The following is a 19,301-nucleotide window of genomic DNA, read 5'->3' on the forward strand; positions in this document are numbered from 1 at the left end:
GAAATTTTATTATTTTAATTTGTTCGCTGCACTACCTCTGCGATTACATCAATTTTATTCTGATAATACTTGTAGGTTTCAAGCTGCGCTCTAAATGGGGCATGATGATTACGTGGCTTATACTTATTATCTAATTTATAGGAATGATATCTCACTTTTACATTCCCTTTCCATGCTATATTGAAATTATCTATTAGTTCTTTTTTAATTTCAAGGTCATAGATTGGGCACGTTACCTCAACTCTTCCGTCTAGATTTCTAGTCATAAAATCGGCTGAAGAAATGTAAACTTCGGTTAAACCGGCATTTCCAAAAATATAAACTCTTGAATGTTCCAGATAGTTATCGACGATACTTATGGCTTCAATGTTTTCGCTCATTCCCGGGATTCCAGGTATTAAAGAACAAATTCCTCTTACCTGAAGCTGGATTTTTACTCCGGCGTTACTGGCTTCGTATAATTTATCGATCATTTTAAAATCTGATAAACTATTCATTTTTAACTTAATATGCGTTTTTCTACCTGCTAATGCGTGCAGAATTTCACGATCTATTAATTTAACAAATTTTGTTCTTGTATAATGTGGCGATACTATTAAATGCTTGTATCTGTGTACTCTATAGTTGATATCGAAAAATTCGAATATTTTAGAAATGTCTTTCAAAATTCCCTGATGACAGGTAAAAAGCGTAACATCTGTATAAATCTTTGCTGTTGATTCGTTAAAGTTTCCTGTCGAAATAAATCCGTAACGACGAGTTTTTCCTTCTTCAACTCTTTCTATTACACATATTTTACTGTGTACTTTTAAGCCTTTTATTCCAAAGATAAGATCGATTCCTTCGGTTTGCATTTGCTCTGCATACGAGATATTTGTAGCTTCATCAAAACGCGCCTGAAGTTCGATTTGTACGGTTACTTTTTTTCCATTTTTAGCTGCATTAATCAAAGAACTAATGATTTGTGAATTCTTTGCCAAACGATATAAGGTGATTTTTATACTTGTAACTTTTGGATCTAAAGCGGCTTCACGCAAGAACTTTGTCAAATACGAAAAGGACTGATATGGAGCGTGTAATAAATAATCTTTTTTATTGATTTTCTCTAAAATACTTCCGCCCAAACTTAACCCCGGAATTGGTAGTGGTTCATTTGGTTTATAAAGTAAATCGTATCTTCCTAAATTTGGAAAACTCATATAATCGCGACGATTATGATATCTTCCGCCGGGAATTATACTATCTGTTTCTACAATTTTCATCTTATCAAGAAAAAAATGTAGTGTATCTTCTTCTATTAAATTGTCGTAAATAAAACGAACGGGTTCTCCGATTCTTCTGTCTTTTACGGATGTTGCAATTTTCTCCAACATACTTTTACTCAAATCACTATCAATGTCTAACTGCGCATCTCGTGTGATTTTGATCATGTGTGCAGAAACGCTTTTATAATCGAAAATATTGAAAATATTCCCCAGATTATAACGTATTACATCGTCTATAAGGATAACATATTGTTTTTCATCGTTTGATGGCAGGACAACAAACCTGTTTATTGTTTTAGGAATTTCGATAACGGCGTATCGAATTTCATCATTCAAATTCATTTCTAAACGAACGGCCAAATAACCTAATGTATCTTTAAGAACAGGAAATTCTGCTAAATCATTCAGGATAATAGTTACTAATTCAGGACTTAATTTTTGAACAAAAAAGTCTTTTAGGAAGTTTTCCTGATATGTTGTAATCTGATCTTCGTTAATAACAAAGATATTTTCGGCTTCAAGTTCTGTTTCAATATTTCCTAAAATACGTAAACTTTCTGATTGTTGCTGAATTACAATTTCGGTAATATCTTTAATTAATTGATGGGCAGAAACTCCGCCTAAATATTTTTCGCCAGAAATTCCGGAGAGACTTAACCGTCGAATTGCAGCATAACGAACTCTAAAAAATTCATCTAAATTATTGGAAAAAATTCCAACAAAACGCAACCTGTCTAAAAGTGGAACTGTATTATCTGCAGCTTCCTGAAGAACTCTTGCATTAAACGCTAACCAACTTTTTTCTCTATCGATATATTTCTGTTCGTACACTGGTATTTATTTTAAATCTTTGGGGAAAATTGTTTTATGGGTTTTGCCTTTATTAATAGTGTCCCAACTTTCTGAATCAAATCTTAGCGATACGAAACCGGACGTAGGAACATTTTCGATAAAAACATCCCCAAATTTATTAACAAAATTTGTAATAGCCTCGTTATGTCCAAAAAGAATAACGCTATCGAAACTATTATCACATGATTTGATAACTTTCTCGAGTTGTCTCTCATCAAAGGTATAAAGGTCGTCTTTATAAACGATACTTTCAATAGGGTATGAAATATTTTGAGCAAAAATAAGAGCTGTTTCCGTGGCACGAGCGGCAGTACTACTCCATATAATATAGGTCTTTGGCAGAAATTTTGAAATATTTGCTGATACATCATGTGCATCTAAAATACCTTTTTTCATTAAAGGTCTGTCAAAATCTTTTAAAGGAGCTTCCCAGCTGGATTTTGCATGCCGTATTAAAATTAAATTTTTCATAAGCCGAAGGTTTAGAGATCTCCATTAAAGAGGTAAATCTTTATTCAAGTTCTAATTTACAAAAGAAATTCTAATACTCCTCCTTTTTTTATATCTGTTAACATTATATACAAATTTTAACAAGAATACGAAATCTTCAAAATTTTAACAATCCAAAATTTCCACTTACAAATTTTAACAAAAAGTGTACTTCATCTGTTAAAACAAACACTTCGTCGATATTATGCATATTGCTAAAAAATTAACTAAATAATTGATTATTAGTATTTTAAAACATTATAAAAAATCACTTTTTCATGAAAAATAGAAAAAAAGCGACTATTTTTTTTTCAAAAAAATGACACAAAATTTACTTTTTGGAGGTATAATTTAACAAAAAAAGAACATTTCAACGAGTTTTTAGGTTAGTTACAGACAAAAAAAATCAATATTAAACAGACTATATAACTTTGATTCTGTTAATTTTTCGCAAATACAACAAAACTAAATCTTAAGTTATGAGAACTAAATCTACTCTTGAAAAGGCAGTAAAATTTGTAACCAATTGTAAGTTTATTTTTTCGTTCAAAAAAAATATCTTCCAAAAAAACATTTTTTCTATACTGTTTTGTTTACTAACAACTCTTTCGTTTGCCCAATCTGGTTCGTGCAATGCAACTTTGGGTGTCGAAAAAGACCGAAACTACAGCAGCGCTGGTACTGATGGCGCTTATTTTACGCTGGTTATTACCAATGAGGGAAATTCGACGGATGTTTATAACTTGAGTGCTTTGAATATAAATGGCAATTGCGCGAATAGTGACCAAACGAGTACTTCTCAAAATGTTAACTTAATTGGCAGTTTTCTGGACAATAGTTCTGTTCCGATTACTTCTATCTCTGTTTCATCTCATCAAACAGCAAAATTCTCAATTCATTTAACGGTGCCTCAGGGAACTGCTTACAACAAATGGAATTGTACCCAAATAAATGCGACATCTACAAATTGTAGTAATTACACAGCGAGCACTATTGTTCATACAATCGTAAACAATCCTTCTGAAAATTAAATAATTCGTTTCGAGCTATTTAGTTGTTTTTCAATTTAAATTCTTATAAAATGAAAAAAACATTACACTTTATCCATTTTATGAAACAAGCTAACAAAACATTCTATTTGTTACTTTTTTTAATTTCTTCTACGATAGGTTTTGCACAAACAATTACACCAGTAAAAACTGTTACTGTAGCACCTGGAGTCTGTGGAGCATTAGATGTGGAATTAAAAATTACAGGTTCAAACCCTGTTGCCAGACCTTTAGAAGTTGTTTTAGTTATTGACGTATCCGGAAGTATGGGCGACGGAAACAATCCGAAGCCATTATCCTATGCTCAGGATGCTGCCAATGATTTTATTGACAAAATGTTTCTTGCTGCGAATAACCCAACGGGGAATAATAAAGTGGCAATCGTAACTTTTAGTAATAATGGTTTAATAAGACAAGGACTTACTGGTTCTGCCGGTAAAGCGGGATTAAAAACCATCATTAACGGACTTGTTGCAAATGGTGGTACCAATATCGAAGATGGTATTCTTAAAGCCAATCAGGTTCTGGCGACTGCAACTTACAATTGTTCGACTGCAAGAAGTATGGTTTTATTAACTGATGGTGTTGCTAATGCATCTGCTTCTCATGGCACTGGCTGCTCTGGCGGTCAACAAGGTACTTGTATTCAAGATGCTATTGCCGCTGCTAATGCAGGAAAAACTGTTGTTGTGGGAGGAGTTACGTATAATAATCAAATTTTTACTGTTGGATTATTTGGCGCTATTAACGGAACTGAACAAACTGATGCACAATATACTCTAAATCAAATCCAGTCAGGAGGTTCTTTCTTTACTGAAAATGCTGCTGATTTAACTGGAATTTATTCTCAAATTTTCACTCAATTATCCTGGGTTGCAAAACAAATAGTGGGAACTCCTTTTGAAAAAGAAACGGTTGATCCTAATTTTATAATTGGAACTATAACTTCTACTAAGGGAACTACAACTGTTACCGGACAACAAATTGCCTGGAATATTGACTTTTTGAATGTTGAAACTATTACGTTAAAATATCGATTAACTCCAAAACCAAACACATGCGGTAATCAGATGGTTAGTACATCGAGATTAGATTTCCAAAATGCGCTTTGTGTCACAACATTTCAAGATATAACATCTCCAACTACAAATGTTCCTTGCCCAATTGTAACGGTGGCATCGCAAACAAATGTAACTTGTTTTGGAGGTAATAACGGAGCTATTACGCTTAATACTCCAACTGGCGGCCAAGGTCCATATACTTATAAATGGACTAAAAACGATGTGAATTTCGCAACTACAAAAGACATATCTGGTCTAACTGTTGGAACTTACAAAGTGATCGCAACTGACAATAATAACTGCGCAACGGCTATATTAACGATTAATATAACGCAACCTGCAGCTGCTTTAGCTCTTGCCGCATCTTCTAAAACAGATGCTACTTGTAACGGTGCAAGTTCTGGAACTGTAACTGCGGGAGCGGTAACAAATTCCGTTGGAACTGTAACTTATTCCTGGAAAAACAGTTCGAATGCGGTTGTAGGAACTACAGCTTCTGTATCCGGACTTCCAACCGGAACTTATACTTTGACGGTAACAGATTCTTGTTCTAGTCAATCTAATTCGGTTACTGTTGGACAACCGGCTTCACCTCTAGCATTAGCAGCTTCTTCTAAAACAGACGCTTCTTGTAATGGTGCAAGTACCGGAAGTGTAACCGCTGGAGCGGTAACAAATTTCGTAGGAACTGTAACTTATTCCTGGAAAAATAGCTCTAATGTGGTTGTTGGAACTACAGCTTCTGTAACTGGACTTCCTGCCGGAATATATACTTTGACAGTAACTGATTCCTGTTCGAATAAATCTAATACAGTAACTATTGGTCAACCTGCTTTCCCTCTTACATTAGCGGCTTCTTCTAAAACAGATGCTTCTTGTTACGGCGCAAGTACTGGAAGTGTAACTGCGGGAGCAGTAACAAATTCTATAGGAACTGTAACTTATTCTTGGAAAAATAGCTCTAATATAGTAGTTGGAACTACAGCTTCTGTAACCGGACTTCCAACCGGAACTTATACTTTGACTGTAACAGATTCTTGTTCTAGCCAATCTAATTCGGTAACTATTGGACAACCAAGTTTACCTTTAGCATTAGCAGCTTCTTCTAAAACAGATGCTTCTTGCTACGGCGCAAGTTCCGGAAGTGTAACTGCGGGAGCAGTAACAAATTTCGTAGGAACTGTAACTTATTCCTGGAAAAATAGCTCAAATATAGTAGTTGGAACTACAGCTTCTATAACTGGACTTCCAACTGGAACTTATACTTTGACGGTAACAGATTCTTGTTCTAGCCAATCTAATTCGGTAACTATTGGGCAACCAAGTTTACCTTTAGCTTTAGCGGCTTCTTCTAAAACAGATGCTTCTTGCTACGGTGCAAGTTCTGGAAGTGTAACTGCTGGAGCGGTAACAAACTTCGTAGGAACTGTAACTTATTCTTGGAAAAATAGCTCTAATATAGTAGTAGGAACTACAGCTTCTGTAACTGGACTTCCAACCGGAACTTATACTTTGACTGTAACGGATTCTTGTTCTAGCCAATCTAATTCAGTAACTATTGGACAACCAAGTTTACCTTTAGCTTTAGCGGCTTCTTCCAAAACAGATGCTTCTTGCTACGGCGCAAGTTCCGGAAGTGTAACTGCAGGCGCAGTAACAAATTTCGTTGGAACTGTAACATACTCTTGGAAAAACAGCTCAAATGTGGTTGTTGGAACTACAGCTTCTGTAACAGGGCTTCCAACTGGAACTTATACTTTGACTGTAACGGATTCTTGTTCTAGTCAATCAAATTCAGTTACTATTGGACAACCAAGTTTACCTTTAGCTTTAGCGGCTTCTTCTAAAACTGATGCTTCTTGTTATGGCGCAAGTTCCGGAAGTGTAACTGCGGGAGCGGTAACAAATTTCGTAGGAACTGTAACTTATTCTTGGAAAAATAGCTCTAATATAGTAGTTGGAACTACAGCTTCTGTAAGCGGACTTCCAACCGGAACTTATACTTTGACTGTAACAGATTCTTGTTCTAGTCAATCAAATTCAGTTACTATTGGGCAACCAAGCTTACCTTTAGCATTAGCGGCTTCTTCTAAAACAGATGCTTCTTGCAACGGCGCAAGTTCCGGAAGTGTAACTGCTGGAGCTGTAACAAATTTCGTAGGAACTGTAACTTATTCCTGGAAAAATAGCTCAAATACAGTAGTTGGAACTACAGCTTCTGTAACAGGTCTTCCAACTGGAACTTATACTTTGACTGTAACAGATTCTTGTTCTAGCCAATCTAATTCAGTTACTATTGGACAACCAAGTTTACCTTTAGCATTAGCGGCTTCTTCTAAAACAGATGCTTCTTGCTACGGTGCAAGTTCTGGAAGTGTAACTGCAGGAGCGGTAACAAATTTCGTAGGAACTGTAACTTATTCTTGGGTAAATAGCTCAAATACTATAGTTGGAACTACAGTTTCTGTAACAGGGCTTCCAACCGGAACTTATACATTGACTGTAACAGATTCTTGTTCTAGTCAATCAAATTCAGTTACTATTGGACAACCAACTTTACCTTTAGCTTTAGCGGCTTCATCTAAGACAGATGCTTCTTGCTACGGTGCAAGTTCTGGATCAGTAACTGCAGGAGCGGTAACAAATTTCGTAGGAACTGTAACTTATTCTTGGGTAAATAGCTCAAATACTATAGTTGGAACTACAGCTTCTGTAACAGGGCTTCCAACCGGAACTTATACATTAACAGTAACAGATTCTTGTTCCAGCCAATCAAATTCAGTAACTATTGGACAACCAGCTTTACCTTTAGCTTTAGCAGCTTCTTCTAAAACTGATGCTTCTTGTTATGGTGACAGTACTGGAAGTGTAACTGCGGGAACAGTAACAAACGCTGTAGGAACTGTGTCTTATTCTTGGGTAAACAGCTCAAATGCAGTAGTTGGAACTACAGCTTCTGTTAATGGACTTCCAACTGGAACTTATACTTTGACTGTAACAGATTCTTGTTCTAGCCAATCAAATTCGGTAACTATTGGACAACCTTCTGCTCCTTTGTCTTGTTCAATTACACAAAACAAAGCAGTAACTTCAAATGGATTGAGCGATGGTGAAGCAACGGTTTCTCCTCTTGGCGGAAACGGTAATTATACCTACTTATGGGATAATAATGAAACTACACAAAAAGCAATTGCTTTAAATGCCGGATTACATTCTGTAACGGTAACAGATTCTAAAGGTTGTACAACAACTTGTACTATTACTATTTCGCAACCAAATGTTTTGTCTTGTAGTATCGTTCAAGATGCTCCTGCAAAATGTTATGGAGATAATAATGGTATTGCAACTGTTACAGCTATTGGAGGAAACGGAGATTATACTTATCTATGGGATAACAACGAAACAACAATTCAAGCAACAGCTTTAACTGCCGGTTTACATACTGTAACTATTACTGACAAGTTAGGATACAAAACAACTTGCGATGTTACAATCGGACAACCACAAGCGGCCTTAACAGCAGCAATAAATAATAAAACTGATGTAAACTGTAAAGGTGATGCAACTGGTTCTGCAACAGCATCTGCAACTGGAGGAAACGGAACTTATTCTTATTCTTGGAATACAAATCCAATTCAAACTTCGGCTACAGCCAATAACTTAATCGCAGGAACTTATATCGTAACTGTAACTGACGAAAAAGGTTGTACTGATACAGAGCAAATAACAATTACTGAACCTGAACTTGCATTAACTGCGGCAATCAAAACTGATACTAATGTAAATTGTAAAGGTGACGCAACTGGTTCTGCAACAGCGTCTGCAACTGGAGGAACTGGAAGTTATTCTTATTCTTGGAATACGAATCCAATTCAAACTTCGGCTACAGCTACAAACTTAATCGCAGGAACTTATATAGTAACAGTAACTGACGAAAAAGGTTGTACCGATACAGAACAAATAACAATTACTGAACCTGAACTTTCTCTTACAGCAGCTATAAAAACTGATACTAATGTAAATTGTAAAGGTGACGCAACTGGTTCTGCAACAGCATCTGCAACTGGAGGAACCGGAACTTATTCTTATTCTTGGAATACAAATCCAATTCAAACTTCGGCTACAGCCAATAACTTAATCGCAGGAACTTACATTGTAACTGTGACTGACGAAAAAGGTTGTACTGACACAGAGCAAATAACAATTACGGAACCTGAACTTGCACTTACAGCAGCGATCAAAACTGATACTAATGTAAATTGTAAAGGTGACGCAACTGGTTCTGCAACCGCTTCTGCAACTGGAGGAACTGGAAGTTATTCTTATTCTTGGAATACAAATCCTGTTCAAACTTCTGCTACAGCTTCTAACTTAATCGCAGGAACTTATATTGTAACTGTGACTGACGAAAAAGGATGTACAGACACAGAGCAAATAACAATTACTGAACCTGAACTTGCATTAACTGCGGCAATCAAAACTGATACTAATGTAAATTGTAAAGGTGACGCAACTGGTTCAGCAACAGCATCTGCAACCGGAGGAACTGGAGCTTATTCTTACTCTTGGAATACGAATCCAATTCAAACTTCGGCTACAGCGACTAACTTGATCGCAGGAACTTATATCGTAACTGTGACTGATGAAAAAGGATGTACTGACACAGAACAAATAACAATTACTGAACCTGAGCTTGCATTAACAGCAGCTATAAAAACTGATACTAATGTAAATTGTAAAGGTGACGCAACTGGTTCTGCAACAGCTTCTGCAACCGGAGGAACTGGAACTTATTCTTATTCCTGGAATACAAATCCAATTCAAACTTCGGCTACAGCCAATAATTTAATCGCAGGAACTTATATTGTAACTGTGACTGACGAAAAAGGTTGTACTGATACGGAACAAATAACAATTACTGAACCTGAACTTGCACTTACAGCAGCGATAAAAACTGATAGTAATGTAAACTGTAAAGGCGATGCAACTGGATCTGCAACAGCTTCTGCAACTGGAGGAACCGGAACTTATTCTTATTCTTGGAATACGAATCCAATTCAAACTTCGGCTACAGCTTCTAACTTAATCGCAGGAACTTACATTGTAACGGTAACTGACGAAAAAGGTTGTACCGACACAGAACAAATAACAATTACTGAACCTGAACTTGCACTTACAGCAGCAATCAAAACTGATACTAATGTAAATTGTAAAGGTGACGCAACTGGATCTGCAACAGCATCTGCAACCGGAGGAACTGGAACTTATTCTTATTCTTGGAATACAAATCCGATTCAAACTTCGGCTACAGCTTCTAACTTAATCGCAGGAACTTATATTGTAACTGTGACTGATGAAAAAGGGTGTACAGATACAGAGCAAATAACAATTAGTGAACCTGAGCTTGCATTAACAGCAGCAATCAAAACTGATACTAATATAAATTGTAAAGGTGACGCAACTGGTTCTGCAACAGCTTCTGCAACCGGAGGAACCGGAACTTATTCTTACTCTTGGAATACAAATCCTATTCAAACTTCGGCTACAGCCAATAATTTAATCGCAGGAACTTACATCGTAACTGTAACTGACGAAAAAGGTTGTACCGACACAGAACAAATAACAATTACTGAACCTGAACTTTCACTTACAGCAGCAATCAAAACTGATATTAATGTAAATTGTAAAGGTAACGCAACTGGATCTGCAACAGCTTCTGCAACTGGAGGAACCGGAACTTATTCTTATTCCTGGAATACGAATCCAATTCAAACTTCGGCTACAGCTACAAACTTGATTGCAGGAACTTACATTGTAACGGTAACTGACGAAAAAGGTTGTACAGATACGGAACAAATAACAATTACTGAACCTGAACTTGCATTAACAGCAGCAATCAAAACTGATACTAATGTAAACTGTAAAGGTGACGCAACTGGTTCTGCAACAGCTTCTGCAACTGGAGGAACCGGAAGTTATTCTTATTCTTGGAATACAAATCCAATTCAAACTTCGGCTACAGCCAATAACTTAATCGCAGGAACTTACATCGTAACGGTAACTGACGAAAAAGGTTGTACTGATACTGAACAAATAACAATTACTGAACCTGAACTTGCACTTACAGCTACAAAATCTCAAGTAAACGCAAGTTGTGGTGGAGCTGAAAGTGGTTCTGCAACTGTTGTAGCTTCTGGAGGAACTGGTCCTTACACTTATTCCTGGAATACAAATCCGGTGCAAACTTCGGCTACAGCCACAAATCTTTTAGCAGGAAATTATAGTGTAGTAATTACTGATTCTAAAGGTTGTACACATACAGTTTCATTTGAAATTCTTGATGGAGATTCGGTTAAACCAATAATTGATCCGCTACCGGAAACCTCAACTATTAACTGTCCTGCCGAACCTGTTTTTGCTCAGGCAACTGCAACAGACGACAATGGTACAATTGCTTCATTAACTTATGAAGATACTGTAACTCCTGGCAATTGTGCCGGTTCTTACACAAAAACAAGAACTTGGACAGCTAAAGATGCTTGTGGAAATGTTTCTCTTCCTGTAAGTCAAACAATTATTGTACAAGACATTACGGCACCAACTTGGTCTACTGAAGTTGCTTCGCTAAATAAAACTATCGAATGTAGTAATGCCGAAGCTTTATCAGCTGCGCAAGCTTTATTCCCAACTGCGACAGATACTTGTGATACTGATGTTACGAATATTGTAAAAGTATCTGGTCAGTTTGTAGCTTCTGAAACTTGTTCAAATGCGGGAACTTACACCAATACTTGGACTGTAAAAGATGATTGTGGAAATACTTCGGATACTTTCACGCAAGTAATTACTATTCAAGATACTACAGCGCCAACTTGGTCTACTGAAGTTGCTTCACTAAATAAAACTATCGAATGTAGTAATGCTGAAGCTTTGACATCGGCGCAAGCTTTATTCCCAACTGCGACTGACGCTTGTGATACTGATGTTTCAAATATTGTAAAAGTATCTGGTCAATTTGTGGCTAACGAAGGTTGTGCAAACTCAGGAACTTACACTAATACTTGGACCGTAAAAGATGATTGTGGAAATACTTCGGATACTTTCACGCAAGTTATTACGATTCAAGATACTACAGCGCCAACTTGGTCTACTGAAGTTGCTTCACTAAACAAAACTATCGAATGTAGTAATGCTGAAGCTTTGACATCGGCGCAAGCTTTATTCCCAACTGCGACAGACGCTTGTGATACTGATGTTTCGAATATCGTAAAAGTTTCCGGTCAGTTTGTGGCTAACGAAGGTTGTGCAAACTCAGGAACTTACACCAATACATGGACTGTAAAAGATGATTGTGGAAATACTTCGGATACTTTCACGCAAGTAATTACGATTCAAGATACTACAGCACCAACTTGGACAACAGAAACTGCTTCACTAAATAAAACTATAGAATGTAGTAATGCTGAAGCTTTATCTTCTGCGCAAGCTTTATTCCCTGTTGCAACTGATGCTTGTGATACTGATGTTACGAATATCGTAAAAGTATCTGGTCAGTTTGTAGCTTCTGAAACTTGTTCAAATGCGGGAACTTACACCAATACTTGGACTGTAAAAGATGATTGTGGAAATACTTCTGATACTTTCACGCAAGTAATTACTATTCAAGATACTACAGCGCCAATATTTGCGGGAGAACTTCCTGGTGATATTACAGTTTCCTGTGATGCTGTACCTGCTGCGGCAAACGTTGAAGCTTCTGATAATTGTAATGGTAATTTGCCAATCGTTTTCAGCGAAGTTAAAAGTGATATTCAAAACGAATGTCCAACAAATTATACTTTGACTCGTAAATGGACGACTAGCGATTGTGGCGGAAACATTGCTTCTTACACTCAAATTATAACAGTAAGAGACACAACTCCTCCTACAGGAACTGCTCCTTCGAATGTTGCGAACTTACAAAGTATTGCAGATATTCCTGCAGGAAGTCCTGGAGATATAACTGACGCTGCTGATAATTGCAGTCCTACCGTAAACATTACTGTTAGTGACTCTCATAATGAAGCTAGCGGATGTGATGGAAATGCTTATATCTTAACAAGAACATATACTTTGACAGATTGTGCGGGTAATAAAACAGAACTTGTTCGAACTTTCACAGTTGACAATAAAGTTTCTGTAAGCGCTGTCGCTACAAATGTTTCTTGTCTTGGCGCACATGACGGCTCAATAGCAGTTACTAATAGTGCTGGTTCAATAGTAATTATTAGAAACGCAAATAACGAAGTTGTTGGTAGTACAAATTTAGCACCGGGAACTTATACTGTAACTGCTACATCTGCCGTAAATGCGGATAACCAAACTTGTACAGCTACGACTACAGTTGTGATAACTGAGCCTAATTACAAAATTAAAATATCTGGACAAATCATTAATGTAGACACTAATACTCCAATTGCAAATGTACCGGTTACATTGATTCCACAAGGTACTACAACAGGTCCTATCCTATTGCGTATCACTGGTGCAGATGGTCGTTATACCTTTACAGGAATGCCTGCCGGAAGTTATTTAGTTCAGGTTCAGGATGCGAATTTAAATAGTGCATACCAATTATATCCTGTAAATTCAAGCTTGTTCTTTACTACTCTTGAAGATTGTAAATTCCAGGAACATAATTTTGAATATGGAAAATCAAACCTTCCGGTATTAGGAGATTATGTTTGGTATGATACTAACGGAAATGGCGTTCAAGACGAATGGTACGATGCGAATAATGATGGTGTTGTAACTAAAAATGTTCCAGATGCCAATGGTGCGATAGACTATAGTCTATGGGAATGGATCGATCTTAATGGAGATGGAAGTTATGCAGGTCCTCAAAATGTAGGTGAATTAAATGCCGGAGGTTTTGGAAATGCAACAACACCAAACGTTATTATCGATGGTCCTAACGGATATCATGCAGAAGTAATTGTAGGTATTGCAGGATTCTGGAGAAACAGACCAGATTCTCCAAATCCTTACGGAGATTATAATATAAAATTGGTTAGAGATGCAAACTTAGACGCTGTTGCAGCTGCTTTAGGAGCTACAGGTTTAGTAAAAGTTATTCCATCTGGTGGAACAAACAAAAACAAAACTTCTAAACCAGCCAAAATAGCAATGCACACCGTTTGTCAAACTACAAGCACTGCCGGATATATTGTTACAGTAACTGCCGAAGACTTAGTTCACTTAGATGCTGACTTTGGTGTAAACTGTAAAGAATACCGCGATATTGTAGCCAATGATGATAACGCAGGACCATTCCCAGGCGTGAATCATACTCAGACAAATGTTCTGAATGTATTGCCAAATGATACTATCGAAGGTGTAGTTGTAACTCCTTCAGATGTTATTATAAGTACAGTAACACCAAATGAGTTTTTACAATTGAATCCTGACGGTTCTATAGATATTTTGCCAAATGCTCCAGCAGGAACTTTGACAATGGTATATCAAATTTGTGAAGCTGATCAAACTTCAAACTGCGATACTGCGACAGTTACAATAACTATTGAAGCGCCAACGATGACAGTTACAGCGACAGCAATTTGTGTAAACGACGTTCCGTATCTTGATTATGTAGTCACTCCAGGAAACTTTACTCCGGTAAATGGTGTAACAATTGCTTGGGCAGATGCTGCTAACAATGTTGTAACTACAATGACTGACTTACCACTAAGCGGACGTGTATTATGGCCGGGTGCTGTGGTTGATCAAGCCGGAAATGGTATTGACTGGCCAGGATGGGTATTCCAAAATAATAAATGGATACAAGCTCCTGACGGATTTGAAGGTCTTCGTCCAAAAGCTAACGTGACAATATCTGTAAATCCAAGTCAAACAATTACAGTAGATTATCCGCCAGCAGATCCTTTCTGTACTGCAAGACCAACATTTGCGATTCTTGCGAATGATGATAGTGCAGGTCCGTTGCCAGCAGCAATTGGAGGAACAAATGTAGTGAATGTATATACTAATGATACCTTAAACGGTGATCCGGTAAATCCTGCAGATGTTACACTTACATTAGTAACACCAGATCCTACGGGAGCATTAACACTAAACCCTGATGGTTCTGTAGATGTAAAAGTGGGAACTCTTGGAGGAACATATACTTTAACGTATCAAATTTGTGAAAAAGCCGATAACGGAAATTGTGATACAGCAATTGTAACCGTAACAGTTCTTGATCCTGCACCGCCAACTCCGGTTGATGCTGTAGACGATACTTATACTGTGGGTTGTAATACTTTTGGATTAGTTGGAAACGTTTTGGCCAATGACTTAAAAGGAAATATCCCAGCGACATTAGAGTTGGTAAACTTTACCTTATTGAGCGAAACCGGCAATCAATCTAAAACAGATCCAAATATCACGATTGATGCTTCCGGAAATGTAACAGTTTCAAGTTTAACGCCTCCTGGTACTTATACTTATTCTTATAGAATTTGTGATAAACTAAGCGCTGAAAATTGTGATACCGCAACAATTACGATCACAGTTTCTCCAAATGGTGTAACAAATATTGCCAGCAAAGCTTGTAATGACGATAGAACTCCTATTAATTTACTTGCCTTACTACCAGAAAACACACCACAAACAGGAATCTGGGTTGATATAGATGGAAGCAATTCATTACAAGGAAATGTACTTAACGCATTTGGACTAGCAATTGGCAATTATAAATTTGAATATCAAATAACCGACGCAAATTGTCCAAGAAGTGTACTTCTTAACATGGAAGTAAATGCTGATTGTGTAGTATTAGCGTGCGAAAATATAGTAATACACAATGCCTTCTCTCCTAATGGAGATGGTAAAAATGATGTTTTCGTAATTGATAATATCGATGAAACAACATGTTATCCAGAAAACACTGTAGAAATCTATAACCGTTGGGGAATATTAGTATTTGAAACTACTAATTACAATAATACAACCAACGCTTTTGACGGAACCTCAAGAGGTAGAACCACTGTAAAACAATCAGATGGATTACCAACAGGAACATATTTCTATGTTGTTACCTACAAATCTCTTGACGGAAATAATGTAGTTCAAAATCATAAACTAGATGGATACTTATATCTGTCTAAATAGAACATAGCAGAAGAAATGCTCTATAACAGACATTCTATTATAGAGCATTATCCGATAATTAATAAAAATAAATCCTTATTCCCTGAGTAAGCGAATGCATTGAATTTTTTGATTTCCCTAATACAAAAAAATCAATAGTAATAATTAAAATAATAAATATCTACTATGAGAACAAAATTATTTTTCTTCGTCATTATGTTTGTTACAATTGCAGGATATGGGCAGCAAGATGCACAATATACGCAGTATATGTACAACACAATAAATATAAATCCTGCTTATGCAGGTTCTCGTGGCGCTTTAAGTATTTTTGCTTTGCACCGCGACCAATGGGTAGGACTTGATGGAGCTCCGAAAACTAATACTGTTTCCGTAAATACTCCAATCAATAATAGCAATATAGGAATCGGACTTTCGCTGGTAAATGACAAAATTGGTCCAACAAACGAAAACCAAATCTCTGCAGATATATCCTATACAATACCAACTTCTGAGACCTGGAAACTCTCTTTTGGTATAAAAGCTACAGCTGATATTTTTAATATTGATATCGATAAACTAAATCCTGAAACTGCCGGAGATCCACAATTTCAAAACTTCAATAGTGATTTTTCTCCTAATATTGGTGCCGGAGTTTATTGGCACTCAGATAATGCATACATCGGATTATCAGTTCCAAATTTTATAGAAACCAACCGTTACGATGATAATGATGTAGCAATTTATAAAGACAAAATAAACTATTATTTAATGGCCGGATATGTTTTTGATCTCTCTTATGATTTAAAATTTAAACCTGCCGTATTAACAAAAATGGTCGAAGGTGCTCCTCTTCAAGTAGATGTATCAGCAAACTTTATGTTTTTTGACAAATTTACAGTTGGAGTAGCCTATAGATGGAGTGCTGCCTTAAGTGCTATGGTAGGATTTCAAATTACAGATGGTCTATATGTTGGATATGGATACGACAACGAAACTACCAATTTAAGAAACTACAATTCAGGTTCGCATGAAATCTTCCTGCGCTATGAAATCTTCAAAAACAATGGTAAAATGACAACTCCTCGTTTCTTTTAAAAATGATTATTATGAAAAATTATATACTCCTTTGCTTAACAATCATAAGTGCTTTTTCATTTAACAGTTATTCTCAGCAATCGAAAGTAAACTCTGGCGACAAAAAGTACAATAACTACGCTTATGTTGATGCAATAAAGACGTACGAAAAAGTTGCCTCAAAAGGATACAAATCTGAGGAAATGTTCAAAAAGCTTGGTAATTCCTATTACTTCAACTCAGAGTTTGATGGAGCCGCAAAATGGTATGGAGAATTATTTGCAATGAATACAAATGTTGAACCCGAATATTATTACAGATATGCACAATCTCTAAAATCAACCGGACAACTTGATAAAGCAAACAAAATTCTGGACGAATTTAATATCAAATACAAAGGCGATAACAGAGGTAAACTTTATAAAGAAGATGTAAATTATCTGGACCAAATCAAAGCAAATTCAGGACGTTATAAAATTGAAGATGCCGGCATAAACAGCAAATATTCTGATTATGGATCATTTGTCTTCAACAACAAATTGTATTTTGCATCAGCAAGAGATACAGGTAATTTTTCTCAACGTAAACACAAATGGACAGGCGAATACTTTACCAATATATATGATGCCGATATTGACGTTACAAACAATAGCGCTTCTAAAGTGCATAAATTCAATAGTGTAATAAACACGAAGTTTCACGAAACGGCACCAATTTTTACAAAAGATGGTAAAACAGTATATTTTACAAGAAATAACTATGAAGATGGTAAAAAAGGAAAAGATGAAGAAAAAACTACTTTAGTAAAAATATACAAAGGAACGCTTGGAACAAATGGCAGATGGGGAAATATCACAGAACTTCCATTTGACAGCAACAATTACAGCACAGCCCATCCTGCACTTAGTCCGGACGAAAAAACACTTTATTTTGCATCAGATATGCCGGGAACAATTGGACAATCCGATATTTATAAAGTAAGTATAAATCTGGATGGAAGTTACGGTACACCAGTAAATTTAGGAAAACCAATAAATACCGAAGGAAAAGAAACCTTTCCGTATGTTACCAGCGAAAAGGAGATTTATTTTGCATCAGACGGACATCCCGGACTTGGTGGTCTTGACGTATTTGTGGGACAAATTGAAGAAGACGGAAGCATTACTGGAATTGAAAACCTTGGAGCCGACATTAATTCTCCGAAAGACGATTTTGCTTACATCATTAATCCAACTACAAGACTAGGTTATTTTAGCTCGAATAAAGATGGTGGAATGGGTTCTGATGATATCTATAAATTCTTAGAAACAAAAAGACTTAGATGTATTCAGGAATTAAACGGAACTATTACGAACTCTGAAACCGGAGCAATTTTACCCGGAGCAACAGTCACTTTATATGATATGGGATCAACCAAGCCTAAAAAAACAGTTACTGCTGATGAAAACGGGAATTATAGTTTTGATGTCGAATGCGGAAAAAGTTATAATGTCAGAGCCGAAAAAGTTGAATTTTCTACCAAAGAAGTTAACATAACAATTGGAAAACTGACCGGAAAAACAAATCTTCCAATTGCTTTAGATCCTGAAACTTGTAAAGTAACTGTTGGAGATGATTTAGGAAAATGCTTCAAAATAAAAATGATCTATTTTGACTTAGACAAATCAAATATTCGAACAGAAGCTGCATTAGACTTAGAAAAAATATTGGTTGTATTAAATGACAATCCAACAATGAAATTAGATATTCGTTCACACACAGATAGCCGTGCATCATTCAAATACAATGAAGCCTTATCTGATCGAAGAGCCAAATCAACAATACAATGGTTGATTAAAAATGGTGTCGCGCCAAACAGATTAACCGGAAAAGGTTATGGCGAAACCCAACTTGTAAACAAATGCGCCGACGATGTTCCTTGTACAGAAGCCGAACATCAGGAAAACAGACGTAGTGAATTCATAATCACTGCGCTATAGTTGAAGTTTAGTTAAGATTATTACACCTTTGCCAAAGCTGCCTTTTTTTCGGGCAGCTTTTTTTTGGATCAACACAAAAACATGTGGAGAAATTTAAAACATTTTATATTGACTAATTATTTTAACCGCAATCCCGATAGCTATCGGGAGCAAAGTTTTTTTTATACATATCGGATTTTATAAAAATACAAAGTTTGCAAAGCTTTACCTTTAATCTTGTCTTGCGTATTTTACCGCAAAGCACGCAAAGGTTTTATATTTGCAAGGTTTTATAAAAACGCAAAGTTCGCAAAGTTATATTGATAAAGCTTTGCGAACTTTGAGTTTAATATGCGTATTCCCGGACAAAAAATCTCTGCGCCCTTTGCGGTTAAATTCATCCCTTAATTTTTATAGCTCCAC

The 19,301-nt window shown here is 36.4% G+C and carries 6 protein-coding genes; 4 read left to right on the top strand and 2 right to left on the bottom strand.

The annotated features are described in order from the left end of the window. Positions 1–14 precede the first annotated feature (14 nt). Together ppk1 and WN975_RS10410 are read right to left on the bottom strand one after the other, a co-directional pair. Positions 15–2,096 carry a polyphosphate kinase 1 gene (ppk1, locus tag WN975_RS10405; RefSeq protein ID WP_337966477.1) on the bottom strand — a complete coding sequence of 694 codons (2,082 nt, stop codon included), beginning with the start codon at positions 2,094–2,096 and terminating at the stop codon, positions 15–17. A 6-nt stretch (positions 2,097–2,102) separates the two neighbouring features. Then, positions 2,103–2,588 (bottom strand): histidine phosphatase family protein, encoded by a 486-nt coding sequence (locus tag WN975_RS10410; protein ID WP_099708611.1) that lies wholly within the window; start codon positions 2,586–2,588, stop codon positions 2,103–2,105. A gap of 497 nt (positions 2,589–3,085) precedes the next feature. Here WN975_RS10410 and WN975_RS10415 point away from each other — a divergent pair, with 497 nt between their 5' ends. The 4 genes from WN975_RS10415 (at position 3,086) to WN975_RS10430 (ending at position 18,899) form a co-directional block, all read left to right on the top strand. Further along, positions 3,086–3,637, top strand: a complete 552-nt coding sequence (locus tag WN975_RS10415; protein ID WP_337966478.1) for a hypothetical protein — start codon at positions 3,086–3,088, stop codon at positions 3,635–3,637. A gap of 50 nt (positions 3,638–3,687) precedes the next feature. Next, complete coding sequence (locus tag WN975_RS10420; protein WP_337966479.1) at positions 3,688–15,864, top strand: gliding motility-associated C-terminal domain-containing protein; 12,177 nt, start codon at positions 3,688–3,690, stop codon at positions 15,862–15,864. Between the two features lie 165 nt (positions 15,865–16,029). Continuing rightward, positions 16,030–16,941: a type IX secretion system membrane protein PorP/SprF gene (locus WN975_RS10425; RefSeq protein ID WP_337966480.1), complete on the top strand. Its 912-nt coding sequence runs from the start codon at positions 16,030–16,032 to the stop codon at positions 16,939–16,941. 11 nt (positions 16,942–16,952) lie between these two features. Then, positions 16,953–18,899 carry an OmpA family protein gene (locus tag WN975_RS10430; RefSeq protein ID WP_337966481.1) on the top strand — a complete coding sequence of 649 codons (1,947 nt, stop codon included), beginning with the start codon at positions 16,953–16,955 and terminating at the stop codon, positions 18,897–18,899. The last annotated feature ends 402 nt before the right edge of the window (positions 18,900–19,301 follow it).

The sequence above is a fragment of the uncultured Flavobacterium sp. genome, from assembly GCF_951805225.1.
Lineage (GTDB): Bacteria > Bacteroidota > Bacteroidia > Flavobacteriales > Flavobacteriaceae > Flavobacterium.

Coding starts and splice junctions, on each gene's coding strand:
- WN975_RS10410 (WP_099708611.1), bottom strand. CDS start 2,588: ATGAAAAATTTAATTTTAATACGGCATGCAAAATCCAGCTGGGAAGCT.
- WN975_RS10415 (WP_337966478.1), top strand. CDS start 3,086: ATGAGAACTAAATCTACTCTTGAAAAGGCAGTAAAATTTGTAACCAAT.
- WN975_RS10420 (WP_337966479.1), top strand. CDS start 3,688: ATGAAAAAAACATTACACTTTATCCATTTTATGAAACAAGCTAACAAA.
- WN975_RS10425 (WP_337966480.1), top strand. CDS start 16,030: ATGAGAACAAAATTATTTTTCTTCGTCATTATGTTTGTTACAATTGCA.
- WN975_RS10430 (WP_337966481.1), top strand. CDS start 16,953: ATGAAAAATTATATACTCCTTTGCTTAACAATCATAAGTGCTTTTTCA.